We start from the raw sequence: 24,199 nt of genomic DNA, 5'->3' as shown, positions 1-24,199 counted from the left end.
TTTTTTAGACACCACAACAGCCACCGACACCCACACGCAAATTACAGCACTGCGCGTAAGCGGGGGGCTCTACCTGCAAGGTGGCATGGTGGATGTCGAAGTGCGTATGCAATAGATGTTCTGCTTGGTGCAGTATGGTTGTTACATCAGTTTGGGACGATTGCAAGACTACATGGGCGCTGAGTGCTACCTCGGAGGTGCCCAGCGCCCACACATGCAAATCGTGTACGTCAGTCACGCCCGGCAGTGCGAGCAGGTGCTGGCGCACTGCCGTGGTGTCGATGCGTTCGGGCACGCCATCCAACAGCAGATGCACCGATTGCCGCAGCAGATCCCAAGTGCCCCACACAATCACCACGGCAATCGCCAAACTCATCACTGGATCAATCCAGCTCCAGCCCTGCCAGAGATAAAGCCCGCCCCCCAACACCACCCCTAGCGACACCAGTGCATCGGCTACCATGTGCAAAAAAGCGCCACGGATGTTTAAATCTGTGGCCCGCCCACGCATAAACAGCAAGGCTGTGGCGGTGTTGATGACAATACCCACCCCGGCCACCGCAATGATGGCCCAGCCTTCAGTGGCTTGGGGTGTGCCCAAACGGTCAATGGCTTCCCAAGCCAAAGCCCCCATGGCCAACAGCAACAGCAGGGCATTCAGGACTGCTGCCACGATGGAGCCACGCTTCCAGCCATAAGTGTGGCGGTTGTTGGGGCGCAGTTTGGCGGCCCAAGCCCCTGCCCAAGCCAGCACCAAACCGGCCACATCGCTGAGGTTGTGCCCCGCATCGGCCAGCAGAGCCAGAGAGTTGATGCTCCAGCCATAAAAGGCCTCGATAGCCACAAAAGCCAAATTGAGCGCAATGCCAATGGCAAACGCTCGGCTAAAGTTGGCTGGGGCGTGGCTGTGGCTGCTATGGCTGTGTGCTGCACCCATCAGCTACCTTGTCGTGGTGGCTCGCGCAAAGCCCCATTGAGTTGATCGACCAGTTCGGCCCAATCGGAGTCTTGCAACAAGGCTTCGCGCAAGAAGGCGGCTTGGGCGCTACTCCAGAAGGGGGCATCTGCCAAAGAAACATGGCTATCAAGCGGACGGTGGGCGGCTAAAAAAGCACTGATGCCCTCTGTATCGGCAGGCAGGCCCAACTGGGCGAACAAATCGTGGAAGCGATGAACCGAGTTTTCCATGACGCAACTCCTGACGGTAAGAAAATTTCAGATGGTGTCACGGTCTTGTTATAAACCCCGTTGAAGGCATCGGTAAAGTAGCGGTTGACTATGCCCATGACAAAAACGATGCCTATCATGGGCATCAGCGAGCATGGCGGGCCGATTTGTCAACGGTTTTCTTGAGTTTTGTGTGGATGCCAAGCATTGACTAAAGCCACCAGTGATAGCATCACTGGCACTTCCACCAGTACGCCCACCACCGTAGCCAGTGCTGCACCCGAGTTCAGACCAAACAGAGAAATTGCCACTGCCACGGCCAATTCAAAGAAGTTGGAGGTGCCAATCAAGCACGCAGGCCCGGCCACGTTATGCGGTAGTTGCAGCCAGCGCGCACCCCACCAGCCAATAAAAAAGATACCGTAGCTTTGCACTATCAGGGGCACGGCAATCATGGCAATGACCAGCGGTTTAGCCACAATCGTTTCTGCCTGAAAACCAAACAGCAGCACCACGGTGGCAATCAGCCCAGTAACCGACCACGGCTTAATCCATGCGACAAAATCGGCCACGGCGTGCGCCGAACGTTGCTGCAATACATGGCGCGTTGCCATGCCCGCCAGCAGCGGCAACACCACATAGAGCACGGTCGAGAGCAACAGCGTTTCCCAAGGTACGGTCACGTTGGTCACGCCCAGCAAAAAGGCAGCAATGGGCGCAAAAGCCACCACCATAATCAAGTCATTGACAGAAACTTGCACCAGCGTGTAATTGGCATCGCCCTTGACCAATTGGCTCCAAACAAACACCATCGCCGTGCAGGGGGCTACGCCGAGCAAAATCATGCCAGCGATGTATTCACGGGCCGATGAGGCATCTACCCACGGTGCAAACAGATACTGAAAAAACACCACCCCCAGTGCCGCCATCGTGAATGGTTTGATCAGCCAGTTGACTGCCAAAGTCAGCGCCAGGCCTTGCGGCTTTTTACCTACATCCTTGACGGCAGCCCAGTCAATTTGGATCATCATGGGGTAAATCATCACCCAGACAAATACGGCCACCACCAAATTGACTTGGGCCACTTCCAGTGCCGCAATGGCTTGAAACAGGCTGGGCAGCATCAGGCCCAAGGCAACGCCAGCCCCAATGCCCAAGGCGACCCAAAGGGTCAAAAAACGCTCAAATAAGCCCATGCCTTGGCCCCATCAGTCGCAGGTATGGCCGATATGGCCCAACTCTTGTTGCAACGAGAGCTGATCGAGCTTGGCTAATGGCAAACTCAAAAACAGCGAGATGCGCCGATGCAACAGACGGAACACCTCGCTAAAGGCTTTCTCCACATTGTCGGGGCTGCTTTTCACGTTGGCTGGGTCTTGCAAACCCCAATGGGCTGACATGGGCTGGCCCGGCCAGATGGGGCAGGTTTCGCCAGCGGCTTGGTCGCACACCGTGAGTACAAAATCCATCGGTGGTGCATCGGGCTGGGCAAACTCTTCCCAATTTTTGCTGCGCAGCCCTTCGGTGGGGATTTTGTGGCGTTGCAGCAGGGCCAACGCTTGCGGATGCACTTGGCTGGTGGGGCGGCTACCAGCACTGTAAGCACGAAATTTGCCACCACCCAATTGGTTGAGCAAGGCTTCGGCCATGATGCTGCGGGCAGAATTGTGCGTACAAATAAACAGCACGTTGTAGACGGGACTGGACATGGTAAGAACGCTTTCTGGAGTGGATGGAGCTTCACAGGCCGTGCAGGCCAGCAAAGGTGTTTCTAGGCACGCTTCACCTTGGCAACAATGCGCTGTCAGGTAAGACAGCAATTCATTCATCGAGGCAATGGCGGCGCGGTAGATTTGGTGTCGGCCTTGGCGCTGCACCTGTACCAAGCCAGCAGCGTGCAACTCTTTCAGGTGAAAAGACAACACCGTGGCCGAGGCTCCTAAGCACTCAGCCATGCTGCTGGGGGTCAAGCCTTGCGGCCCAGCCACCACCAGCAGCCTAAACAAACGCAGCCGGGTCTCTTGTGCCAAAGCGCCCAAGGCGCGCACCACTTGTGCTTCATCCATGGTTGTTGCTGGTTTCTTTTGATAAGGGCAGGGCCAGCGTTGCCAACCAACACAGCCCTAGCATCAGGGCCGAGCCTATCAGGGCATAGAGCAAGCCGCCCCATTGGTAGAGCAGCCCCGACAGCAACGTGCCGACAAAACGCCCGAGCGCATTGGCCGCGTAATAAAAGCCGACATCTTCTGCCGCCTTCTCTGAACCCGCATAAGCCAAAATCAAATACGAATGCACCGAAGAATTGACGGCAAAAGCAAAACCAAACAGGCACAGTCCGCCCACCACCACCCACTCCAAAGCGGGTGCTTGGAATGCCACGGCCAAGGCCAGCCCCATCGGGACAAAGGCCAGCAAAGCCGACCACCAGCGCGCCGCTGGCACTTCACTGCTGAGGCCATCGCTGCTGCGCCGCACTAAGTGGGGGGCCAGTGCCTGCACCAAGCCGTAGCCGATAGTCCAAGCAGCCAAAAAACTGCCGACCATAGTGAAGTTCCAACCCGCCGAATACAAAAACACCGGCAAACTGACCACAAACCACACATCGCGGGCACCAAATAGCACTACCCGGGCTGCTGCTAAGGCATTGATACCGGCATTTTTGGCAAACAATTCTTTGGCCGAGCCAGAGGCTTTGCTCTTGCCCATCATCTGTGGCAACGAGGTGACTACGCCCAGCAACACCAGCCCCAGCAATGCCGCCATCGCCCAGAGCGAGGCTTGGAAACCCAGCGTTTGCAACAGCAAGCCGCCCAAAAAGAAGCCAATGCCCTTCATGGCATTTTTGCTGCCAGTAAACCATGCCACCCAGCGGAACAACTGGCCCGTGCCCTGTTCTTTGGCCTGTGCTTGCGTGACTTTGATGGCCGATTTGCTAGCGGTTTTGGTCAAATCTTTGGCTACACCGCAAACGCCCTGTGCCAGCACCACCCAAGCCACCGACATGGCTGCCGTCCATGCAGGGTTCAGCAGCGACAGCAGGGTAAAGCCGGTAATTTGCGTCGCCAACCCCACCGTCAACATGCGGGTAATGCCGTAGCGCGTAGCCAGCCAACCGCCCAGCAAATTGGCCGCAATGCCAGCTGCCTCGTACAGCAGAAACAAAAAGGCCAGCGTGACGGAGGAATAACCCAACTGGTAAAAATGCAGCAGCACCAACATGCGCAAAGCACCATCAGTGAGCGTGAAGCCCCAGTAGGAAGCTGTGACGATGGCATAGTGGCGCTCGGCGGCATTCATGCTAGATGCCTACCTGTTGCATGTGGCAAGCCAAATCGACCATGCGGCAGGCATAACCCATTTCGTTGTCGTACCAAGCGTAGACCTTGAGCAAGGTGCCATCTGTGACCAGTGTGGACAGGGCATCGACAATCGAGCTGCGCGTGTCGCGGGCGTAGTCGGCACTGACCAGCGGGCGCTCCTCGTAGCCCAAAATACCGGCCAGTGGCCCGGCTGCGGCTGCTTTGAACAGGGCATTGACTTCTTCGGCGCTGGTGGCGCGTTGCAACTCAAACACGCAATCGGTGAGTGAGGCATTGAGCACGGGTGCGCGCACCGCATGGCCGTTGAGTTTGCCTTTCAGTTCGGGATAAATCAGTGCAATGGCGCTGGCGCTGCCGGTAGTGGTGGGGGCCAGACTCAGCATGGCACTGCGGGCGCGGCGCAGGTCTTTGTGTGGGGCATCCACTACCAAATTGGTATTGGTGGGGTCGTGGATGGTGGTGATTTGTCCATGCCGAATGCCAATGTTCTCGTGTACCACTTTGACCACTGGGGCCAAACAATTGGTGGTGCAAGAGGCTGCGGTGACGATCTGGTCGCGCGCCGGGTCGTATTGCTGGTGGTTGATACCAACCACTATGTTGAGCACCCCGCCCACCTTGACCGGCGCTGCCACGATTACCCGTTTGGCCCCACGTTGCAGGTGGCCTTGAATGGTCTCGGGGGTTAAAAATTTGCCGGTGCATTCCAGCACCACCTCGACCCCCAAATCTCCCCAAGGAATATCAGCGGGTTGGGCATGGCTGCTGAAGGACAAACGTTGCGCGCCAATAGCCACCGCTTGTTCCCCTTCGGCATGGATGGGGGTGCGCCACGGGCCTTGCACGCTGTCAAAGGCCAACAGGTGCGCGGTGGCAGCAGCCCCGCCTTTGATTTCGTTCAGGTGCACCACCTCTAAGCGGTTGCCTGCGCGTGGGTCATCCAAGCTGCGTTCTGCCGCCCCCAAAGCCGCACGCAGTGCCAAACGCCCAATGCGGCCCATGCCGTTGATGCCCACTTTCATCGCAGTCTTGCCTTTCTGGTGCAAATGATTTGATATTTGTTGAAATATAAAATCATTTTATGACAAACCTGTGTCGCGATATACTGAAGTTGGGTGCCAAACCGTGGGGGTTGGGCAGGTTCATGCGAAGGTCGGGCCGCCTCGCGGTTCCTCTTCGTCTTTTTATATGCCCCCTACGCTGATCCACGGTATTGGTGCGGTGCTGTTTGCTTTGGCAGTGCTGCACACCTTTTCCACCAAATTTTTTGAACGCTTAGCCCACACCCGACCCCGCCATGCGGGTATTTGGCATTTGCTGGGTGAGGTGGAGGTGGTTTTCGGTTTTTGGGCGATGGTGCTGATGCTATGGATGTTTGGCATTGAAGGCGAAGACAAGGCCGTGGCTTATCTGGATTCCAGAAACTTTACCGAACCCGTGTTTGTCTTTGCCATCATGGTGATGGCTGGCACCCGGCCTATTTTGCAGTGCGTGGGTGCGCTGGTGCGCTCTATAGCACGCTACACCCCATTGCCTTCTGGCATGGCCTTGTATTTTCTGTTGCTCTCGGTGGTGCCGTTGTTAGGCTCCTTCATCACCGAGCCTGCGGCGATGACCCTGGCCGCTTTGATGTTGCGCGATACCGTGTTGGCGCGTTCAGTATCTACCCCGCTGAAATATGTCACTCTGGGGGTGCTGTTTGTCAACATCTCGATTGGTGGCACCTTGACGCCTTTTGCGGCACCACCGGTCTTGATGGTGGCTGCTGTATGGAACTGGGACATCTGGTTTATGGTGGCCCACTTTGGCTGGAAGGCAGCGGTGGCCGTTTTTATCAATGCAGGCTGTGCAATGCTGCTGTTTCGCAAAGAGTTGGTGCATGTGGCTACTACACCACCACATGCCCAAGACCCGGCTGTGCCTGTCAGTGTGGTGCTGGTGCATCTGGTATTTTTGGCGCTGGTGGTCGTTTTTGCCCACCACCCGGCGGTGTTCATGGGCTTGTTTCTGTTCTTTTTGGGGTTTTGGACGGCCTATCAGCGCCACCAGACCCCGCTCATTTTGCGCGAGGCCTTGCTGGTGGCCTTTTTTCTGGCGGGGTTGGTGGTGCTCGGTGGTTTGCAACAATGGTGGTTGGAGCCGTTGTTGATGGGGATGGACGCGAATACGGTATTTTTTGGCGCAGTGGCGCTGACGGCCATCACCGACAACGCCGCCTTGACCTATCTGGGATCTTTGGTCGATGGCCTGAGCCTGGAGTTCAAAACCGCCTTGGTGGCTGGGGCTGTCACAGGCGGTGGTTTGACCCTGATTGCCAACGCTCCCAATCCCGCCGGGGCCGCTATCTTGAAAGGAAAGTTCTCTGATCAGTCCATTCAGCCTTTGGGTTTGCTGATAGCCGCCCTACCGCCAACGCTGGTAGCCATACTGGCTTTCCGGCTACTTTGAAACAACTGACAAAGGAGATATGGATGATGAAAATAGGTGTGTTGGGTTATGGCAGGGCTGGCAAGGCGGTAGTGAACGTGCTGTCCAGCGACCCACGCTTTGAATTGCGTTGGGTGATGCGGGGCCGCGCTGCCACAGCTACACCGCTGGAAGGGCTGGAGCAAGCTCTGTTGGTCGGGTTAGAGGGCTTGGATTTAGAGCAGTGGTTCGATCAGCATCCCGTCGATGCCGTGGTCGATTTTTCGCAGGCGGACGCGGTCTACCGCTATGGCGAGCTGCTGCGCGAGCGCGGCATCATGTTGGTCAGTGCCATTTCTGCCTATAGCCCCGAGCATCTGGAGTATCTGCGCCAGATGGGCCAAGACACCCGGGTGATGAGTTCACCCAATATCACCTTGGGCATCAATTTTCTGTTGTTGGCAGCCAAGATGTTGCGTGAGATCGCGCCGTTTGCCGATGTGGAAGTGATAGAGCAGCATTTCCGTGACAAACCAGAAGTGTCGGGCACTGCCCGCAAAATTGCCGAAACCTTGCATTTGGAAGATGACCGTATCACCTCCTTGCGCTTGGGGGGCATCGTGGGGCACCACGAAGTGGTGTTTGGTTTTCCGCACCAGACGGTGCGTTTAGTCCATGACTCTATTCGGCGCGAGGCGTTTGGCACGGGTGCAGCGTTTGCTTTGGAAGAGCTGGCCCGATGTGACAAGGGGTTCTACAGTTTTGACGATCTGTTGATGCAAAAAATTCGCCATCAGCTTTTGAACATGGGCGGGTAATCGGCGGTGTTTTAGAAGAATTCGACATCGTCGTGGGCGATCTGCACCACCAGATCGCCACTGGCTATCAGATCGTCATAAAAGCAGACTTGGTTGCGGCCATGTTCTTTGGCGTAATAGAGTGCCTGATCCGCTTGGCCCAAGATTTCTACCGGGGCACCGTGGGTAGCATTGACAAAGCCGATGCTCACGGTGACCTGCCCTACCTGTGGAAAGGGGTAAACCTGCACAGCTTCCCGAAAACGGTTCAGGGCGTTGCGTGTTTCTTCGAGGCTGATCGAGCGCAGCAGCACCACAAACTCTTCGCCGCCAAAACGGAAAATCCGGTCGTTTGAGCGAAAAGAGCTGCGTAACACGTTGGCCACCAAAATCAGCACTTCATCGCCATACAGATGACCAAAACGGTCATTGACCTGTTTGAAGTGGTCGATATCGATCACTGCCAGCCATTGCTCTGCCTTGTGGGGCGTATTGTCGCTGGCGCTGCTGTAGCTTTGCCGGGAGAACTGCTCGTCAAAGGTCTTGCGGTTGTACAAATCTGTCAGGGCATCGCGCTCGCTGTAGTCCAGCAGGCTTTGGTAGTTTTGGTAGACATTGAAAATGCCCGTGATGACCTCCAGCCGATGCACTGAAAAAGGGCGTTTTTGGCTGATTTCCAAACAGGTACTGACTTTGTCGTGCATCCATACCGGTAACCACAGCACATGGTAGCCCCGCCGGGGAGAGGCAATCACATGGCTTTCGTGGCCGCGCACACAGGCAGCCAGCTCGGGCAGGTTTTCTAGGGGTTGCTGCTGCGGGTCTTTGCTCGGCTCCATATCGGTAGACACCCAGTCTTGGGGGCCTTTCCAGGTGCGGGGCCGCAGGTGCATCACGCCATCGATGGTGAACAACTCCAGCGCACGCACTTCTACGATGTTGGAGAGCTTTTGTAAGGTGGATAACACCGATACTTCCAGGCGCAGGTGGTCGCGCTGACCTGTCATTTCGACCAGATTTTGCAAAATGGGCTTCATGGTGTCGGTGTGCCTTGAATGGGTAATTTCAGGAGCGGCGCAAAAAAACCAGATCCCAAACGCCGTGGCCCAGACGCAAACCCCGGTTCTCGAATTTGGTCAGAGGGCGATAGTCAGGCTGGACAGCATAGCCATCGGTTTGGTGGCTGCTGTTGTGCAGGAGTGGTTCGGCACCAAGCACCTCTAGCATTTGCTCTGCATAGGGTTGCCAGTCGGTGGCGCAGTGCAGATAGCCACTGGGCTTGAGCCGTGCAGCCAGTTTAGCAACCAGAGGGGGTTGAATCAGGCGGCGCTTGTTGTGTTTTTTCTTGTGCCACGGGTCGGGAAAGAAGATATGGATGCCATCCAAGCTGGCTGGGGCCAGCATGTGGTCAATCACTTCTACGGCATCGTGTTGCAGGATGCGGATGTTTTGGATGTCTTGTTCGCCAATGCGCTTGAGCAAAGCGCCCACGCCGGGCTCATGCACTTCGCAGCACAGAAAGTTGTCGTTGGGGCGCACATGGGCAATATGTGCAGTGGCTTCGCCCATGCCAAAGCCAATTTCCAGAATTAAGGGTGCGTTGCGGCCAAACACAGCAGGTGCCTCTAACAGCTGGCCGCTGTAGGGCAGGATAAAGCGTGGCCCCAACTCTTCAAAAGCCTTGGTTTGGCCCGAGGTGGTGCGTCCGGCGCGGCGTACGAAGCTCTTGATGGTTTTGGGGTAGGCCACGCCAGCAGGAGCTTGGGGGCTGGGCTGGGAAGCGGCAACAGAAGTGGCATCCATGCCAAGAATGGGGGTGGGGTTGGGGGTTGCAGTCACAGGGGCTGATTGTAGAGATGCGTCCAAGCCCTGATCCACAGGGCCAGGGCATCTGACAGTGTAGCCTGCTCTGATGTCACTTTGGGTAGTTGGAGCACTTGGGCGGCTGCTGACAAGGCCTGTAAGGGCGAACGCAGATCGAGGGCAGGAGCGCCGTGCTGTTTGGAGAGCTTTTCTCCATTGGCTGCACACACTAGCGGGGTGTGCAGGTAGTGGGGGGTGGGCAGGCCCAATGCCTGTTGTAACAACATTTGGCGTGGCGTATTGTCTGCCAAATCTTCTCCACGGACGATGTGGGTAATCCCTTGGGCGCCGTCGTCCACGACCACCGCCAGTTGGTAGGCCCACAGCCCATCGGCCCGCCGCAGCACAAAGTCCCCCACGCTTTGGGCCACATTTTGCTGTTGTGGCCCCAGACGCCGGTCGTTCCAGGTGACGGTAGGCGCGTCCTGTGTGTTGAAGCGCCAGGCACGGGCCGTGCGTCCATGCAGACCTTGACGGCAGGTGCCGGGATAAGGCATGAGGGCATGCCGTTCGCGGGACTGCCCCTGCGCAGCGTGGATTTCGGCAATGTCTTTGCGTGAACAGGCGCAGGGGTAGGCCAAGCCTTGGGCGGCCAATTGATCCAGTGCCTGTTGGTAGGCTGCCGAGCGGCTGGATTGCCGCAGCGGTGGCGCATCGGGTTGCAGTCCACAGGTAGCGAGCTGGTGCAGGATGGTATCGGCTGCACCAGGCATGCAGCGCGGTGTGTCTATGTCTTCGATGCGCACCAGCCAGCGCCCGCCCCGTCCTTGATTCCAAGCGCGGGCATCGAGCCAACTGGCCAGTGCTGCGACCAAGGAGCCTGCATGCAATGGCCCTGTGGGGGACGGGGCAAAGCGGCCCACATAGACAGGCTGTATGTTCATGCGCCTGGAGGGATGGCCTTCATGCTCTCGAGCATGCCTGTGGCGATCTGCTGCTGGAAGTTGACGCTGAAATCCACGGCCAAGGCCAGTTCCAGACCAGAAAGGAAGGCGTCTTCTAGCCGGTGGCCCAAACACCAGTCGCCGCAAGCGCCAATGCCCATATGGCTGTCCAACAGGTGGCTTCTGCCTAAGGGTTGGGTGGTTTGGGCGTGGCGCCAGCGGCGCATTTCAACATAGCCGGGTTGGGCATGGATGCCCGTGACTTCGGCAAAGGCTTTGAGCAGTTTGGCTTGTACCCGACTGCTGTCATCGTTGAGGTGTTCATGCGACCAAGCTGGGCTGGCCTGTACGGTCCAACGCTCTACGATACCGCGTTGGGGTTTGGAGGATTCACGCGCCAGCCACGCAATGCGGTGGTGGGTGCTGCGGGCTGCATTCCATTGTGGCCCTAAGGTGGTCAGGCCGGGACGTACTGATTGTGGGAATGCCAGCATCATCGTCCAACAGGGGGCAGTGATAACGCCCGCAATTTCTGCCACCAAAGGGGTTTGAATGCCCGACTGGGTCAGCAGCGATCTGGCGGGATCGGCAGGCTGTGCCAGCAGCACGGCATCAAAGCCTGCTACTACCTGTTGGGCGCCGTCTGGGCTTTGGGCACGCACCTGCCAATGCTGTGGTTTGACCGGATCGCGCTCAATGGCGACGACATGGGCATTGGTGTGCAAGTGGCCGCCTTGGCGCAGAGGCTCAGCCCAAGCATCGGCCAGGGCGGACATGCCCGGTGTGGCTACCCAATGGGCTTCTCCAGGGGGTTGGCTGGCAGAGGCTACATGGCCTGTGGCGTCGAGTACCCGAATGGCATTGGCACTCCAAGGCCGGAACACGTTGGGCGCGGTGTCCAGCGCCAGTGCAAAGCGTTCATCGCGGATAGTGAAGTATTGCGCCCCAGCATCGAAACTGCCAAATGGTGAATCGTGGGTGGCAGTGCGCCCGCCCACTTGGTTGGATTTTTCGAACACTGTGACTTGGTGGCCTGCTTGCAACAGTGTGCGGGCGCAGGCAATGCCTGCGACTCCGGCACCAACCACAGCAAAGTGGCGTGGACTCTGGGGAGAATGGCTGCTGTGCAGGCGGCTGGAGCGAACAGAAGAAGTGGCAGGGGTACGGCGAGGCATGGCAGACCTTTCAGCAAGCGAGGGGGGAAGCAGACCTTGGCACTCTACACTGCCCGCAGGCAGATTCTGCTAAAAGTGATGGTGGTTTTCCAGTAGGGCTATTCGGGTCGCACGGCTGCGCAGTTGTTCTAGCCACCATTGCAGTGCCCGTCCCGGTGGTTTGGCACTGCCCTTCCAGGCATAGTGCAAACGCACATTGCGCTCAGAGCGGGCAACCCGCCGCGCAACCAGCCGACCTGCCTCAAGATAGGGCCGGGCCATCGCGATGGGCAGAAAACCACAGCCTAAGCCCCGCAGTTGCACCTGAAGTTTGGCCTGCATCGAATCGACGGTCAGCACATCTTGCCCACCCAGCAGACCGATGCTGGTGTTGTCGCTGTGGGCTGAGTCGGCCACTGCCACCAGCCGGTGTTGTAGCAAGTGGGCATCACTGATTGGCTCTGGCGTATGGGCCAATGGGTGGTGTGGTGCCACGGCAAACAGAAAGGTGCTGTCGCCCAGCACCTCTAACTGCAATCCGGCTACATTGCTCGCATTGACTCCCACACCAATAGCCAAATCTGCCCGTCCTGAGGTCAGGGCTTCTAAGGTGCCCGAGAGAATTTCATCGCGCAGTTTGAGCCGGGTGGGGGGATGCAGTGCGTAGAACGCCTGTACCAGCTCCAAGATGGTGTGGGGGGAGATCACGCCGTCGATGGCGATGGTCAGCTGTGGCTCCCAGCCGGTAGCAACACGACGCACCCGGTGGGCTACGGCATCGATGTCTTGCAACAAGCGTTGGCCTTCGCGCAGTAACTCGGTGCCTGCCGGGGTAGGGCGGGCTTGGCGGGAACTGCGGTCAAACAGCAGTACATCCAGAGCCTCTTCGATTTGGCGTACGCGGTAGGTTAGTGCACTGGGCACAAGCCCTAGTGTGCGAGCCGCAGCGGCAAAACTGCCAGCCACCGCAATTTCATGCAACATAGCCAGGCTATCGGGCGTCAGGACATCGCGTGGATTTCGCATGGTGGCGGGTTATTGATTGCAATTTTTTGCATTATCCCGTCAAGTGGCCTGCACGCCAACGCAGGCGCTGCCGCCTACAGTCAAGGCTTCTAATCGATGAGAGGAGAAATGCCATGTTGGTTATTCGCAAATCACAAGATCGAGGCTATGCCGACCACGGCTGGCTGCGTTCTTATCACAGCTTTTCTTTTGCGGGCTACTACGACCCAGAGCATATGGGTTTTGGCAATCTGCGCGTGATTAACGAGGATTGGATTGCCCCCGGCACCGGCTTTGGTGCCCACGGCCATCGAGATATGGAAATCATTACCTATGTGCTGGCGGGGGAGCTGGCGCACGAAGACAGCATGGGCCATGTTCGCACGGTCTCTCCTGGCGAGGTGCAGCGCATGAGTGCAGGCAGCGGTGTGGTACACAGCGAGTTCAACCATGCTGCGGGGCAGCAAACCCATCTGTTGCAAATATGGATCATGCCGCATACCCGTGGCATGGCACCAAGCTATGAGCAAAAACGGTTTGAGGCTCAACGTAAACAGGGCCGTCTGTGCCTGTTGGCATCACCCGATGGCGCACAAGACTCGGTACAAATCCATGCGGATGCCTCGTTGTATGCGGGGCTCTTAGATGGCCATGCCGAGGTGACGCTGGCGCTGAACCCCACGCGCAAAGCCTATGTCTTTTTGGCGCGTGGCAGTTTACAAGTGAACGGACAGCCTTTAAGCGCCGGGGATGCCGCCTTGCTCAGTGCAGAAAGCCATTTGACGCTGAACCAAGCGCAAGCGGCTGAAGTGCTGGTGTTTGATCTGGCCCCCTGATACCTTAGAACAAGGGGCTGGGCGGCGGTGGTATTTAGGCAGCGCGTGCCAGCAAGGTCTCGACGATTTTGTTGGCTAATTGCGATACGGCCAATGCCGCCGGACAGCCGGGAGTGAGCAATTGCAGCAGTTGGCGGCGCATCACGGCCTCGCGCACTGCGGGGTCGGCAGGGATGTCACCCATGTGGATCAGGCGCAAAGGCCGCCCCGAATCGGTCATGACAAAGCGGTCAATGACCTGCTGCAACTGGCCGGTAATGGCACGGCCATCACCGGGGCGTGCTGCCTGGTTGACGATCATGCGAACATGCTGGCGTTTTTGCTGCATGGCCAACACCTTGATGGCGGCATAAGCGTCGGTGAGCGAGGTTGGCTCTGGTGTAGCCACAATCAGCACCTCAGAGGCCAACGAGATAGAAAACAGCACCACTTCGGAGATGCCGGCACCAGTGTCGAGCAAGATCACATCGAAGTAGGGGGCCAGCTTTTGCACGGCATGGTAGAACTGGCTGCGCACCTCTTGTGTCAGGCGCGAGTATTCGACCATGCCCGAACCCGCCAATAGCACCGAGAAACCACCGGGTGCCGCCACGACCGCTTCTTCAAGGCGTGCCTTACCAGTGAACACATCGTGCAAGGTGAGTTTGGGATGCAGGTTGAGCACCACATCCAGATTGGCCAAACCGAGGTCGGCATCAAGTACCAGCACACGTTTGCCGCGCCGGGCCAGGGCAGCGGCCAGATTGGCAGAAACAAAAGTTTTGCCCACACCACCCTTGCCACTGGTCACGGCAATGATGCGGGCACCGGAGTACCGGGACGCCTCAGGGGCGTCTGCATGGAGGGTTTGGGTGGACGGCGCGTCGCTCATCTCGTCGCTTTCAAAAGGCGCTGTCGGTCGGGTTTTGGGGAGACGGATCATCCCAGCCGGACGGCGGGTAAAGCGTGCCAAACAGCAGGCCTTTCTCTTCTGCAGTCACGGTGCTGCTGGGTTGTTCTTCTATGTGTACGCGGTTGCGCCCGGCCGATTTTGCTTTGTAGAGTTGCAAGTCGGCCCGATCTACCCACAGCGAGGCCGTTGAACGTATCCATTGCAGTGCAAAGGCACCGCCTATGCTGATGGTGACATGCACTTCTTTGGAGGGGGCAATGCGTATGGGGGTGGCCTCGACAGCTTGCCGAATGCGCTCGGCCACGGTGTGACCAAAAGCCGCCTGACAGCCAGGCAATACCACCGCGAATTCTTCGCCGCCGTAGCGGGCCAAGGTGTCCATAGGGCGCACACAGGTGCTGAGGATGCGGGCAATTTCCTGCAACACCCTGTCGCCGGCCAAATGGCCGTGGTTGTCATTGACTTGCTTAAAGTGGTCAATATCCAGCAGCAGCAGCAGGGCGGATTCGCCTGAGCGGGCCACACGGTCGATTTCGCATTCGACCACGTTCAGGAAGTGGCGCCGGTTGGCCAGCCCCGTCAAGGGGTCGCGCAGCGATAGCTCACACAACCCATCAATCATGGATTGCAGATAGCGGGTGGCGTTGGGGGGGGCTGTAGGTTGCGCCGTGACCGGGCCTACCAACGCCCGCGCCTCGTCCAGACGCAGATCGTGCAGGTCAACGAGGTGGGAAGGTGTAGCAGGTGACACGGCAGGTGTAGGCACAGTGCGTTAAGTGTAACCCCGCGCAGTGACCTACTGCGCCAGACAGCCCCCAAATCCTCTGGGGCTGCACAGGGCTACCGTCAGTACGGCTCAGGCCCGTTGGATAATACGATGCTACGACCTTCCCTCCCGGCGTTGCTGGGCCGCTGTCAGGTGCGCAGCTTTTTGTAGCGCAGCCCTAGGGCGTCCCAGCCCGCAACAAAAAGATTTGTGCATGACAAAACCACCTCCTTCCCTGATGGGGCGCATTGCGCTGGCTATCAGCAGTTTTTTTGCCATCATTGCCCGGCCTGATTTTGCGGCCAGTGTGGCGCAGTTGCGCGATGGCGTGCCAGTGGCTGCTCCAGTAGCGCCTGCCCCTGTAGCCACACCTGTGGCACCAGCGCCTGCCGCCCCAGTATGGCAGGCACCGCCAGAGACGGCTGCTTTGCAACTGTTGGGCCTCTTGCAGCGTGAAGCACGGTTTGTCGATTTTATGGAGCAGGATGTGGCCGCATTCTCGGATGCTGAGATTGGTGGTGCAGCCCGTGTTGTGCATGAGGGCTGTCGCAAGGTATTACGTGAGCATTTCACCATTGCCACGGTGCGCACTGAGGCTGAAGGCAGCCGCATTACGTTGCCTGCCGGTTTTGATGCAACGGCGGTGCGTGTTACAGGGAATGTGGTGGGACAGCCACCCTTTACGGGTACGCTGGTACACCAAGGCTGGCGCGTGAGTGACAGCCGTCTGCCCCAACTGGCCCAAGGCCATGATGCCCGTGTGCTGGCCCCGGCGGAGGTAGAACTGTGAGCTTTGCCCCCTTGAACCAACCCCCCCGCTATACCGTGGGCATCGACTTGGGCACCACCCACTGCGCGTTGTCTTGGGTAGATACCCAAACCAGCGATGGCGAAAAAGTGGCCCAGGGTGTGTTAGAAATCCCGCAACTCACTGGCCCCGGTGCGGTGGAGGGCAAGACGTTGTTGCCCTCGTTCATGTATCTGCCCCATGCCAGCGAGATGGCCTCTGGTGATTTGGCCCTGCCTTGGGTGGCAGCACAAGACTTTGCCGTGGGTGAACTGGCGCGCAGTCGGGGGGCGGCCACGCCCATTCGTTTGGTGAGCAGTGCCAAAAGCTGGCTCTGCCATCCCGGTGTGGATCGGCGTGGCCCAGTTTTGCCGGTAGATGCGCCCGAAGAGGTGCAGCGCGTCTCGCCGTTAGAGGCTTCTATCCGTTACTTGTCGCACCTGAAGGCTGCTTGGGATCAGCAGCATCCCGAGGCGCCGCTGGCACAGCAGGAGGTGACCGTCACTATTCCAGCCTCATTTGACCCGGCGGCCTGCGAATTGACTGCAGAAGCCGCCCAGTCTGCTGGTTTTCATCACCTCACCTTGTTGGAGGAGCCTCAGGCGGCGTTGTACAGCTGGATTGAGCGCAGTGCTGGTCAGTGGCGCAAGCAAGTGCGCCAAGGCGACATCATTCTGGTGGTGGATGTAGGCGGCGGTACCACCGACTTGTCGCTGATGGCGGTGCTCGAGCGCGATGGCAATTTGGAGTTGCAGCGTGTGGCGGTGGGTGAGCATATTTTGCTCGGTGGCGACAACATGGATTTGGCACTGGCCTACGGTGTAGCGCGCAAGTTGGCCGCTGAGGGCAAACAGTTAGACCCTTGGCAGACGCGGGCTTTGGCCCATGCCTGCCGCAGCGCCAAAGAAACCTTGTTCAGCGATGCTACCGTGATGGCCGTGCCAGTGGTGGTGCCTAGCCGAGGCTCCAAGCTGATTGGTGGCTCTATCCGCACTGAAGTCACGCGCCAAGAGTTAGAGCAAACCTTGCTGGAGGGGTTTTTCCCGTCCGCAGCGGTGTCGGATCAGCCTATCAGCCGTGCCCGTGCCGCCTTGACGCAATTGGGCCTGCCCTATGCGCAGGATGCGGCTATCACCCGGCATTTGGCGGCCTTTCTGACCCGTCAACGCGGTGCCACGGCGCAATTGGAGGGCTTGGGCAGCAGCTTGCCAGAGGCCGCTACCTTCTTACACCCGACGGCGGTGCTGTTCAATGGCGGTGTGCTCAAGTCGGGTGCGATTGCTGATCGCGTGCTGGGCACCCTCAATGGTTGGTTGCAAGCCGAAGGAGCCGCCCCAGCACGTTTGTTGGCTGGTGCTGATTTGGATTTGGCCGTAGCCCGCGGTGCGGCCTACTATGGCTATGTGCGCCGGGGCCGAGGCGTGCGCATTCGGGGCGGTACGGCACAGGCTTATTACGTGGCTGTGGAGTCTTCGATGCCTGCTATTCCGGGGATGGAGCCGCCGATTCAGGCGCTGTGCTTGGCGCCCTTTGGCATGGAAGAAGGCAGTGAGGCTACCTTACCCGGCCAAGAGTTTGGCTTGGTGGTGGGCGAGTCGGTGCATTTTCGCTTCTTCGGCTCTTCGGTGCGCCGCCAAGACCAAGTTGGCACAACGCTCGATTTCTGGGCACCTGATGAGCTGCACGAATTGCAAGCCATTGAAGCCCACTTGCCCACCCAAGGGCGCACGGCTGGCGAGGTGGTGCGTGTGCGCCTCCACGCCCGTATCACCGAAGCGGGTGTGCTGGAACTGGAAGCCCTGCCCGTGGGGGGCACGGAGCGTTGGAAGGTTGAGTTGGACGCTCGGGGTGAGGCCCAGCCCGCACAGCCGTGAGCGCACGCTATAGCGTTGGCATTGACCTGGGCACGAGCCACACGGTAGTGGCTTATGCCGCCTTGGGCCGGGCCAAAGATGCCGCAGGTGTGCAGTTGCTGCCCATGAAGCAACTGGTGGGGCCGGGGGCACTGGCCGAGCAGGTGCTGCTGCCCTCGGTGCGCTACCACCCAGCACCGGGAGAGCTGCCGCCCGTGGCCTTGCAGCCAATGTGGTTAGAGCCGCAGCACCAAGGTCAAGCCCAACAGCCACCTGCTGTGCTGGGGCGCTATGCCCGTGATTTGGGGGCACAGGTGCCGGGGCGCTTGGTCAGCAGTGCCAAAAGTTGGTTGTCCCATGCGGGGGTGGATCGCATGGCGGCTATCTTGCCTTGGGGGGCGGCGGACGATGTCCCCAAAATATCGCCAGTGTTGGCCAGTGCCAGTTATTTGGCCCATGTGCGTGCGGTATGGAATGCGCGTTTTCCCAAATCGCCACTAGAACAGCAAGACATCATCCTCACAGTGCCGGCCTCCTTTGATGAGGGGGCACGCGCCTTGACGCTGGAGGCTGCCTGCCACGCCGGTTTGCCCACAGTGCGGCTACTGGAGGAGCCACAGGCGGCTTTTCAGGACTGGCTACTGCGCCATGCCCAGCATTGCGCAGATACGTTGGCACAGTCGCGGCTGGTGCTGGTGTGCGATGTGGGGGGCGGTACCACCGACTTAACGTTGATTCAGGTAGAGCATGGCCAGGGTGCTGTGCCCCAGCTCACGCGCATGGGGGTGGGTGACCACCTGATGCTGGGTGGCGATAACATGGACTTGGCGCTGGCGCATTGGGTAGAGCGCCGTTTGGGGGGCACAGCGCCGCTATCGGCCACACGTTTGGCGCAATTGGTGCAGCGGTGCCGGGTGGCTAAAGAACTGCTGCTGGGGCCAGACGCCCCTGAACGCGCCACGGTCACCTTGTTGGGTGCGGGTTCGCAATTGTTGGGGGCGGCCCGTTCGGTCGAGATCAGCCGTGCAGATCTGGAGCTGCTGGTGGTCGATGGCTTTTTGCCGCACGAGCCTGCCAGCGCCCGGCCCCAGCGGCGGCGGTCGGGCATTGTGGAGTTTGGTCTGCCCTACCCGGCTGATGCCGCTATTACCCGCCATTTGGCTGATTTCTTGGCCCGCCATGCCGAACTAGGGCTGCCCGATACCTTGCTGCTCAACGGTGGTGTGTTTCGCGCTCCGGCCTTGGCACAGCGGCTGGAACAGGTGTTGGCCTCTTGGCGCGGCGCACCGTTGCAGGTGCTGCACAACGATGCGCCCGATGTGGCTGTGGCCCGTGGTGCGGTAGCCCATGCACTGGTGCGCGCTGGCCGGGTGCCTGCTTTGGGGGCTGGAATTGGTGGTGGGTCGGCGCGCAGCTATTTTTTGCTGCTCGAACATAGCAACCCAGACACTAAGCCACAGGGCATTTGTGTGCTGCCACGGGGCACGCCAGAGGGTGTGCCAGTGCATCTGGCCGATCATGTTTTTGCGCTGCGCTTGGGGCAGGCCGTGCGTTTCCATTTGCTGTCGTCCTCGGCCAGCACACCTTGGCAAGCAGGAGATGTGGTCTTGCTCGAGGGCGATGATGCAGCACAGTTTGTGCGGCTGCCGCAATTGTCGGCGGTGTTGCCCTGCCCCGAAGGTCAACGCCGTCGGGAGGTGCGAGTGCAGCTCACAGCCAGCATCACCGAAGTAGGTACTTTGGAGATGCATTGCACGCAGGCAGATGACGCAGCGCAACGTTGGTCGTTGGCTTTTGAGCTGCGTGGCGGTGTGCAAGGCGCTGATGCGCAGCATACTGCCGCCACAGCACCACCGCACCCACGGCTGCCCGAGGCACTGGCGCAGATTGAGCGTATTTTTGGCACCGGCACCCACAAACCCGAGGCCCGTGAGGTGCGCCAGTTGCGCCAAACCCTAGAGCGCCTGCTGGGCCGCCGTGAAGAATGGAGTCTGCCCCTGCTGCGTGGTTTGTTTGATGCCCTGTGGGCTGGTGCCAAGCGCCGTCGCCGCAGTGCCGAGCACGAGCGTGTTTGGCTCAATTTGGCAGGTTACTGTCTGCGGCCGGGTACTGGCGCACCGTTGGACGCGTGGCGGGTAGAACAACTTTGGACGTTGTTTCCCCAAGGCATCCAGTATGTGGCCGAAAGTGGCAACTGGTCAGAATGGTGGACACTGTGGCGCCGTACTGCCGCAGGCCTGAACGAGGCCCAACAACTGCAACTATTGGAGCCATTGGTCGGCCATTTGGAAACCATCGCAGATGCCCCGCGCAGCAAGTCTCCCCTGCATGGCAGCTATGACGACATGGTGCGCTTGGCCGCCACGCTCGAGCAGGTGCCGGCAGGGCATCGGGTGGATATTGGGCATTGGTTGCTCGACCGCTGGCAGCGTCACCCTGAAAAAGCCCACACTTGGTGGGCGCTGGGGCGTTTGGGCGCGCGTGTACCGTTGTATGGCAGTGCCCACCATGTGGTGCCTGCCGATACAGCCCTACTCTGGTTGCAGGTGCTGCTGGGGCTGGATTGGAAACAGGTAGAGCCTGCCGCTTTTGCTGCCGTTCAGTTGGCCCGTTGTAGTGGCGACCGCGCCCGCGACCTGCCTTGGCCGGTGCGTGAGCAGGTGATGGCACGTTTGCAAGCTGCCAAGGCTCCCCCGGCGTGGGGGGCGATGGTGCGCGAAGTGCTGGCGCTGGACGAAGCCGACCAACGCCGCAGCTTTGGTGAGGCGCTGCCGCCGGGTTTGCAGCTGCTCCATACTGGAGCTGACCAGCTCGGGTAACATTCACACCTTGAATCGTTAGGCATGGTGACATGCCGGGCGGTGTTGGCCGCGTGGCCCTGGCGGCTGCGCCAGCGGCGCGGTGTTACAGGGTGATCCGTGCGTCTCAATTCCATTAAGCTCTCTGGCTTCAAATCTTTTGCTGAACCCACCCATTTCATGCTGCCGGGGCAGTTGGTGGGCGTGGTCGGCCCCAACGGCTGTGGTAAATCCAACATCATGGATGCTGTGCGCTGGGTGTTGGGCGAAAGCAAGGCCTCAGAGCTGCGCGGCGAGTCGATGCAGGACGTGATTTTTAACGGTACCACCCGGCGCAAACAGGCCAGCCGCGCCAGCGTAGAGCTGGTGTTTGACAACGATGACCACCGCGCGGGTGGCCAATGGAACCAATACACCGAGATTGCCGTCAAGCGGGTGCTCACCCGCGATGGCAACAGTAGCTACTACATCAACAACCAGCCTGTGCGTCGGCGTGATGTGCAAGACGTGTTTTTGGGCACCGGGCTGGGGCCACGGGCTTACGCCATCATCGGCCAAGGCACCATCAACCGCATTCTGGAGTCCCGCCCCGAAGACTTGCGTCTGTTTTTAGAAGAGGCTGCCGGGGTTTCCAAGTACAAAGAGCGCCGCCGTGAGACCGAAAACCGCCTGCACGACACCCGCGAGAATCTGATCCGGGTAGAAGACATCCTGCGCGAACTCAACGCCAACCTCGAGAAGCTCGAAAAACAGGCCGAGGTCGCACAAAAGTACCAAACTTTGCACGCCAGCGCCACCCTCAAGCAGCAGCAACTTTGGTTTTTGCGCCGCGCAGATGCCCAAGCTGATCAGGCCGCTGTGCAGGCCCAAGGCTTGCAGGCCGTCAATGAGCTGGAAGCACAAATGGCCGCCTTGCGCCACCTAGAGGCGCAATTGGAAACCATCCGCCAAGCCCACTATGCAGCGGGCGATGGTGTCACCCAAGCGCAAGGCCAAGTTTATGAGACCAATGCCGAGATTGGTCGCCTAGAGGCTGAAATCCGCTATGTGGTGGAGGCCCGCCAGCGCGTGCAGTTGCGCCTAGGCACGCTGGCCGAACAAATCAGCCAGTGGGAGGCGCGCAGCGAAGAGGCCCACTTTGAACTCGAAAATCTGGCCGGTGCCGGGTTAGAGGCCGAAGAACAGACTGAACTGCTCCAAGCCCAACTGGAAGAGCAGGCCATGCGCCTGCCCGATCTGGAAGAGGCCCTGCGCCACAGCCAAAGCCGGGCCAACAGCCAGCGGGCCGTGGTGGTACAGGTGCAGCAGCAAATCCAAGTGCTGGCCGCCGAGCAACGTAGCATTGAGGAGCAAAGCCGCCAACTGCAAAGCCGCTATGAGCGCCTGCGCGCCGAGCGCCAAGCCTTAACTGCCCCCGATGCCAGCGGTGTGCAGCATTTGCAACAGCAACTGCAAGCGGCGCAAGAGGCGCTAGAAACCACCCAAGCCAGTTTGGCCGAAGCCCAAGAGGCCGTGCCGCAACGTGACGAGGCCCGCCGCCAATATCAGCAGGCTTTCAATGCCGAAAACGCTCGACAGGCCGAGTTGTCTGCTCGGCTCGAAGCGTTGCAAACCCTGCAAGAAAAGCTCAAAACCGATGGCAAGCTGCATCCTTGGTTGCAGCGCCACGGCTTAGACGACTTGCCCGCTTTGTGGACTCGCCTGCATATCGAGCCGGGTTGGGAAAACGCCCTAGAGGCCGCGCTGCGTGAACGCCTGTCTGCGTTGGAGGTGGGTAGCCTAGACCGGGTGCGCGGGCTGGTTGGGGCCACGGGTGATGGGCCACCTGCCAAATTGGCTTTTTTTAGTGCAGCCCAACCAGCCGTGTTGCGATCTGCGGGGGCCGTTTTGCCGCAGCTGGCCGACCACTTGCGCTTGCACGATGCCCGCTTGCAGGCGGTGTTGCAAGATTGGCTACAGGGCTGCTATACCGCCCAGACGTTGGATGAAGCCCTGAACCGGCGCGCACAACTCCAGCCCGGAGAAACCTTGTATGTGCCCGAGGGCCATGCTGTCACCTTGCACAGTGTGGCCTTTTATGCCCAAGACTCCGAACAAGCTGGGCTGTTGGCCAGAGCGCAAGACATCGAGCATCTGGACAAAGCACTGCGCGCCCAAACGCTCATCACCGAAGAAGCCCGTACCACCTTGTTGCGTGCGGAAGCGGCCTATGCCGATACGGTGCAGCAGCTCACCACGTTGCGCCGCACCGCCACTGAGGCCCAAACCCAAGCCCATGCCTTGCAGGTAGAACATCTGCGGCTGGCGCAATTGCTAGCGCAAACCCAAGCCCGCAGCGCGCAGATTGGTGCCGATCTGGATGAGGTGCAAGTCCAACTCGATGACTTGCAAGAGCGCCGCGTCACCGCAGAAGCGCGTTTTGAAACCTTGGATATGCAATTGGCCGACAGCCAAGAGGCCCATGCACAATTTGACGACCGCGTGCTTGATGCCGAACGCCGCTTGAACCAATGCCGCGAACAGCAACGCAGCCTAGAGCGTCAAGCCCAAGAAGCACTGTTTGCCCAACGCAGCCTAGAGGCCCGCCGGGCCGAGTTGTCGCGTACTTTAGATACCGCCCGCCAGCAAGCCACCACGCTGGCCGATGAGCGTGTGCGCGCCCAAGCAGAGCTGGAGCGCCTGTCTGATGCTGCTGCCCAGGGCGGTTTGCAAGACTTGCTGGCGCTCAAAATGCAACGCGAACACCACTTGGCCGCTCAGCGCAGCCAATACGATGATCTCACTGCGCAATTGCGCAGCACCGACGAGCAGCGCCTGCAACTGGAGCGCGCCCTGGAGCCGCTGCGCCAACGCATCACCGACTGCCAGCTCAAAGAACAGGCCGCTCGGCTAGGGTTAGAGCAATTTAGCACCTTGCTGACCGAAGCCCAAGCCGACCTAGAGGCCGTGGAACGCTCCATTGCCCAAGGCCAAGTGCGCGCTACGGGCCTGCAATCTGAGATTGACCGCCTGCACCGCGAGATTACGGCGCTGGGGGCTGTCAATTTGGCAGCATTAGAAGAATTGGTGGCTGCCCGCGAGCGCAAAACCTTTTTGGATGCCCAGACCACCGATCTGACCGATGCCATGCAGACGCTAGAAGATGCGATCCGCAAAATCGACGGCGAAACCCGTGACCTGCTCTCAGGCACCTTCGATGCCGTCAACCGGCATTTTGGGCGTATGTTTCCAGAACTGTTTGGCGGTGGCAATGCACGCCTTATCATCACGGGTGATGAAATTCTGGATTCGGGCGTACAGGTCATGGCCCAGCCGCCGGGCAAGAAAAACCAGACCATCCACCTGTTGTCTGGTGGCGAAAAAGCCCTCACGGCCATTGCCTTGGTGTTTGCCATTTTTCAACTCAATCCAGCCCCGTTTTGCCTGCTGGACGAGGTGGATGCCCCTTTGGACGACGCCAACACCGAACGATATGCCAAACTGGTGTCCAGTATGAGCCAGCAGACCCAATTTCTGTTCATTAGCCATAACAAGATTGCCATGGAAATGGCCGAACAATTGATCGGTGTCACCATGCAGGAGCAAGGCGTCTCGCGCATTGTGGCCGTAGACATGGAATCGGCCCTGTCGATGGCCGATGCCACCTGAACCATTTACCCGCACACCACTCT

Annotated in this window: 20 protein-coding genes and 1 pseudogene; 7 read left to right on the top strand and 14 right to left on the bottom strand. The window is 59.2% G+C overall.

Annotated features, from left to right (window positions below):
* Positions 1–4: 4 nt before the first annotated feature.
* From ACFO6X_RS13945 to ACFO6X_RS13915, 7 genes and pseudogenes are all read right to left on the bottom strand, one after another.
* Positions 5–937 (bottom strand): cation diffusion facilitator family transporter, encoded by a 933-nt coding sequence (locus ACFO6X_RS13945; protein ID WP_382434090.1) that lies wholly within the window; start codon positions 935–937, stop codon positions 5–7.
* Complete coding sequence (locus tag ACFO6X_RS13940) at positions 937–1,188, bottom strand: DUF2789 domain-containing protein (protein ID WP_382434088.1); 252 nt, start codon at positions 1,186–1,188, stop codon at positions 937–939. The genes ACFO6X_RS13945 and ACFO6X_RS13940 overlap by 1 nt, the downstream gene beginning before the upstream one ends.
* Positions 1,189–1,337: 149 nt before the next feature.
* Positions 1,338–2,363 carry an ACR3 family arsenite efflux transporter gene (arsB, locus tag ACFO6X_RS13935; protein ID WP_382434086.1) on the bottom strand — a complete coding sequence of 342 codons (1,026 nt, stop codon included), beginning with the start codon at positions 2,361–2,363 and terminating at the stop codon, positions 1,338–1,340.
* Positions 2,364–2,375: 12 nt separating this feature from the next.
* Positions 2,376–2,876 (bottom strand): arsenate reductase ArsC, encoded by a 501-nt coding sequence (locus tag ACFO6X_RS13930; RefSeq protein WP_382434118.1) that lies wholly within the window; start codon positions 2,874–2,876, stop codon positions 2,376–2,378.
* 177 nt (positions 2,877–3,053) lie between these two features.
* Positions 3,054–3,233, bottom strand: a pseudogene (locus tag ACFO6X_RS13925) (ArsR/SmtB family transcription factor); the annotation flags it as partial.
* A complete protein-coding gene (gene arsJ, locus ACFO6X_RS13920) occupies positions 3,226–4,464 on the bottom strand; it encodes an organoarsenical effux MFS transporter ArsJ (protein ID WP_382434084.1) in 1,239 nt (412 codons plus the stop codon). The gene arsJ and the pseudogene ACFO6X_RS13925, both read right to left, overlap by 8 nt.
* 1 nt (position 4,465) lies before the next feature.
* Positions 4,466–5,509 (bottom strand): ArsJ-associated glyceraldehyde-3-phosphate dehydrogenase, encoded by a 1,044-nt coding sequence (locus tag ACFO6X_RS13915; RefSeq protein WP_382434082.1) that lies wholly within the window; start codon positions 5,507–5,509, stop codon positions 4,466–4,468.
* Between the two features lie 166 nt (positions 5,510–5,675).
* Here ACFO6X_RS13915 and ACFO6X_RS13910 point away from each other — a divergent pair, with 166 nt between their 5' ends.
* Both ACFO6X_RS13910 and ACFO6X_RS13905 read left to right on the top strand, forming a co-directional pair.
* Positions 5,676–6,935, top strand: a complete 1,260-nt coding sequence (locus tag ACFO6X_RS13910) for a putative Na+/H+ antiporter (RefSeq protein WP_382434080.1) — start codon at positions 5,676–5,678, stop codon at positions 6,933–6,935.
* A 23-nt stretch (positions 6,936–6,958) separates the two neighbouring features.
* Positions 6,959–7,711, top strand: coding sequence for a 4-hydroxy-tetrahydrodipicolinate reductase (locus ACFO6X_RS13905; protein ID WP_382434078.1), 753 nt, complete (start codon positions 6,959–6,961; stop codon positions 7,709–7,711).
* Between the two features lie 11 nt (positions 7,712–7,722).
* Here ACFO6X_RS13905 and ACFO6X_RS13900 read toward each other — a convergent pair whose 3' ends face one another.
* From ACFO6X_RS13900 to ACFO6X_RS13880, 5 genes are all read right to left on the bottom strand, one after another.
* Positions 7,723–8,727 (bottom strand): GGDEF domain-containing protein, encoded by a 1,005-nt coding sequence (locus ACFO6X_RS13900; RefSeq protein WP_382434076.1) that lies wholly within the window; start codon positions 8,725–8,727, stop codon positions 7,723–7,725.
* Between the two features lie 28 nt (positions 8,728–8,755).
* Positions 8,756–9,493, bottom strand: coding sequence for a tRNA (guanosine(46)-N7)-methyltransferase TrmB (trmB, locus tag ACFO6X_RS13895; protein WP_382434116.1), 738 nt, complete (start codon positions 9,491–9,493; stop codon positions 8,756–8,758).
* A gap of 32 nt (positions 9,494–9,525) precedes the next feature.
* The gene (gluQRS, locus tag ACFO6X_RS13890) at positions 9,526–10,437 is read right to left on the bottom strand and encodes a tRNA glutamyl-Q(34) synthetase GluQRS (protein ID WP_382434074.1); all 912 of its coding nucleotides are present in this window, start codon (positions 10,435–10,437) and stop codon (positions 9,526–9,528) included.
* Positions 10,434–11,612: an NAD(P)/FAD-dependent oxidoreductase gene (locus ACFO6X_RS13885; RefSeq protein ID WP_382434073.1), complete on the bottom strand. Its 1,179-nt coding sequence runs from the start codon at positions 11,610–11,612 to the stop codon at positions 10,434–10,436. Before ACFO6X_RS13885 ends, gluQRS begins: the two co-directional genes overlap by 4 nt.
* Before the next feature lie 69 nt (positions 11,613–11,681).
* Positions 11,682–12,617 (bottom strand): LysR family transcriptional regulator, encoded by a 936-nt coding sequence (locus tag ACFO6X_RS13880; RefSeq protein WP_382434071.1) that lies wholly within the window; start codon positions 12,615–12,617, stop codon positions 11,682–11,684.
* Between the two features lie 113 nt (positions 12,618–12,730).
* Here ACFO6X_RS13880 and ACFO6X_RS13875 point away from each other — a divergent pair, with 113 nt between their 5' ends.
* Positions 12,731–13,432, top strand: coding sequence for a pirin family protein (locus tag ACFO6X_RS13875; protein ID WP_382434069.1), 702 nt, complete (start codon positions 12,731–12,733; stop codon positions 13,430–13,432).
* Between the two features lie 34 nt (positions 13,433–13,466).
* Here the strand turns inward: ACFO6X_RS13875 and ACFO6X_RS13870 are convergent, their stop codons facing one another.
* Both ACFO6X_RS13870 and ACFO6X_RS13865 read right to left on the bottom strand, forming a co-directional pair.
* Positions 13,467–14,303: a MinD/ParA family protein gene (locus tag ACFO6X_RS13870; RefSeq protein WP_382434067.1), complete on the bottom strand. Its 837-nt coding sequence runs from the start codon at positions 14,301–14,303 to the stop codon at positions 13,467–13,469.
* 10 nt (positions 14,304–14,313) lie between these two features.
* Positions 14,314–15,090: a GGDEF domain-containing protein gene (locus ACFO6X_RS13865; protein ID WP_382434065.1), complete on the bottom strand. Its 777-nt coding sequence runs from the start codon at positions 15,088–15,090 to the stop codon at positions 14,314–14,316.
* A 214-nt stretch (positions 15,091–15,304) separates the two neighbouring features.
* On the opposite strand from ACFO6X_RS13865, the gene ACFO6X_RS13860 reads away from it, so the two are divergent.
* From ACFO6X_RS13860 to smc, 4 genes are all read left to right on the top strand, one after another.
* Positions 15,305–15,880: a DUF2760 domain-containing protein gene (locus ACFO6X_RS13860; protein WP_382434063.1), complete on the top strand. Its 576-nt coding sequence runs from the start codon at positions 15,305–15,307 to the stop codon at positions 15,878–15,880.
* Positions 15,877–17,751: an Hsp70 family protein gene (locus ACFO6X_RS13855; protein ID WP_382434061.1), complete on the top strand. Its 1,875-nt coding sequence runs from the start codon at positions 15,877–15,879 to the stop codon at positions 17,749–17,751. The genes ACFO6X_RS13860 and ACFO6X_RS13855 overlap by 4 nt, the downstream gene beginning before the upstream one ends.
* Positions 17,748–20,549 carry an Hsp70 family protein gene (locus ACFO6X_RS13850; protein WP_382434059.1) on the top strand — a complete coding sequence of 934 codons (2,802 nt, stop codon included), beginning with the start codon at positions 17,748–17,750 and terminating at the stop codon, positions 20,547–20,549. Before ACFO6X_RS13855 ends, ACFO6X_RS13850 begins: the two co-directional genes overlap by 4 nt.
* 99 nt (positions 20,550–20,648) lie before the next feature.
* Complete coding sequence (gene smc / locus ACFO6X_RS13845; protein ID WP_382434057.1) at positions 20,649–24,176, top strand: chromosome segregation protein SMC; 3,528 nt, start codon at positions 20,649–20,651, stop codon at positions 24,174–24,176.
* The last annotated feature ends 23 nt before the right edge of the window (positions 24,177–24,199 follow it).

Source organism: Giesbergeria sinuosa, assembly GCF_042652905.1.
Classification (GTDB): Bacteria; Pseudomonadota; Gammaproteobacteria; order Burkholderiales; family Burkholderiaceae_C; genus Simplicispira; species Simplicispira sinuosa.
Note: the sequence above shows the minus strand (reverse complement) of the source record. Positions and strands in the feature narration are given on the sequence as shown.

Bases quoted from the DNA above. Each gene is read 5' to 3' on its own strand.
- arsB (WP_382434086.1), bottom strand. From the start codon at position 2,363: ATGGGCTTATTTGAGCGTTTTTTGACCCTTTGGGTCGCCTTGGGCATT.
- ACFO6X_RS13945 (WP_382434090.1), bottom strand. From the start codon at position 937: ATGGGTGCAGCACACAGCCATAGCAGCCACAGCCACGCCCCAGCCAAC.
- trmB (WP_382434116.1), bottom strand. From the start codon at position 9,493: ATGGATGCCACTTCTGTTGCCGCTTCCCAGCCCAGCCCCCAAGCTCCT.
- ACFO6X_RS13885 (WP_382434073.1), bottom strand. From the start codon at position 11,612: ATGCCTCGCCGTACCCCTGCCACTTCTTCTGTTCGCTCCAGCCGCCTG.
- ACFO6X_RS13900 (WP_382434076.1), bottom strand. From the start codon at position 8,727: ATGAAGCCCATTTTGCAAAATCTGGTCGAAATGACAGGTCAGCGCGAC.
- ACFO6X_RS13860 (WP_382434063.1), top strand. From the start codon at position 15,305: ATGACAAAACCACCTCCTTCCCTGATGGGGCGCATTGCGCTGGCTATC.
- ACFO6X_RS13880 (WP_382434071.1), bottom strand. From the start codon at position 12,617: ATGCGAAATCCACGCGATGTCCTGACGCCCGATAGCCTGGCTATGTTG.
- ACFO6X_RS13905 (WP_382434078.1), top strand. From the start codon at position 6,959: ATGATGAAAATAGGTGTGTTGGGTTATGGCAGGGCTGGCAAGGCGGTA.
- gluQRS (WP_382434074.1), bottom strand. From the start codon at position 10,437: ATGAACATACAGCCTGTCTATGTGGGCCGCTTTGCCCCGTCCCCCACA.
- arsJ (WP_382434084.1), bottom strand. From the start codon at position 4,464: ATGAATGCCGCCGAGCGCCACTATGCCATCGTCACAGCTTCCTACTGG.
- ACFO6X_RS13870 (WP_382434067.1), bottom strand. From the start codon at position 14,303: ATGAGCGACGCGCCGTCCACCCAAACCCTCCATGCAGACGCCCCTGAG.
- ACFO6X_RS13915 (WP_382434082.1), bottom strand. From the start codon at position 5,509: ATGAAAGTGGGCATCAACGGCATGGGCCGCATTGGGCGTTTGGCACTG.
- ACFO6X_RS13910 (WP_382434080.1), top strand. From the start codon at position 5,676: ATGCCCCCTACGCTGATCCACGGTATTGGTGCGGTGCTGTTTGCTTTG.
- ACFO6X_RS13875 (WP_382434069.1), top strand. From the start codon at position 12,731: ATGTTGGTTATTCGCAAATCACAAGATCGAGGCTATGCCGACCACGGC.
- ACFO6X_RS13940 (WP_382434088.1), bottom strand. From the start codon at position 1,188: ATGGAAAACTCGGTTCATCGCTTCCACGATTTGTTCGCCCAGTTGGGC.
- ACFO6X_RS13930 (WP_382434118.1), bottom strand. From the start codon at position 2,876: ATGTCCAGTCCCGTCTACAACGTGCTGTTTATTTGTACGCACAATTCT.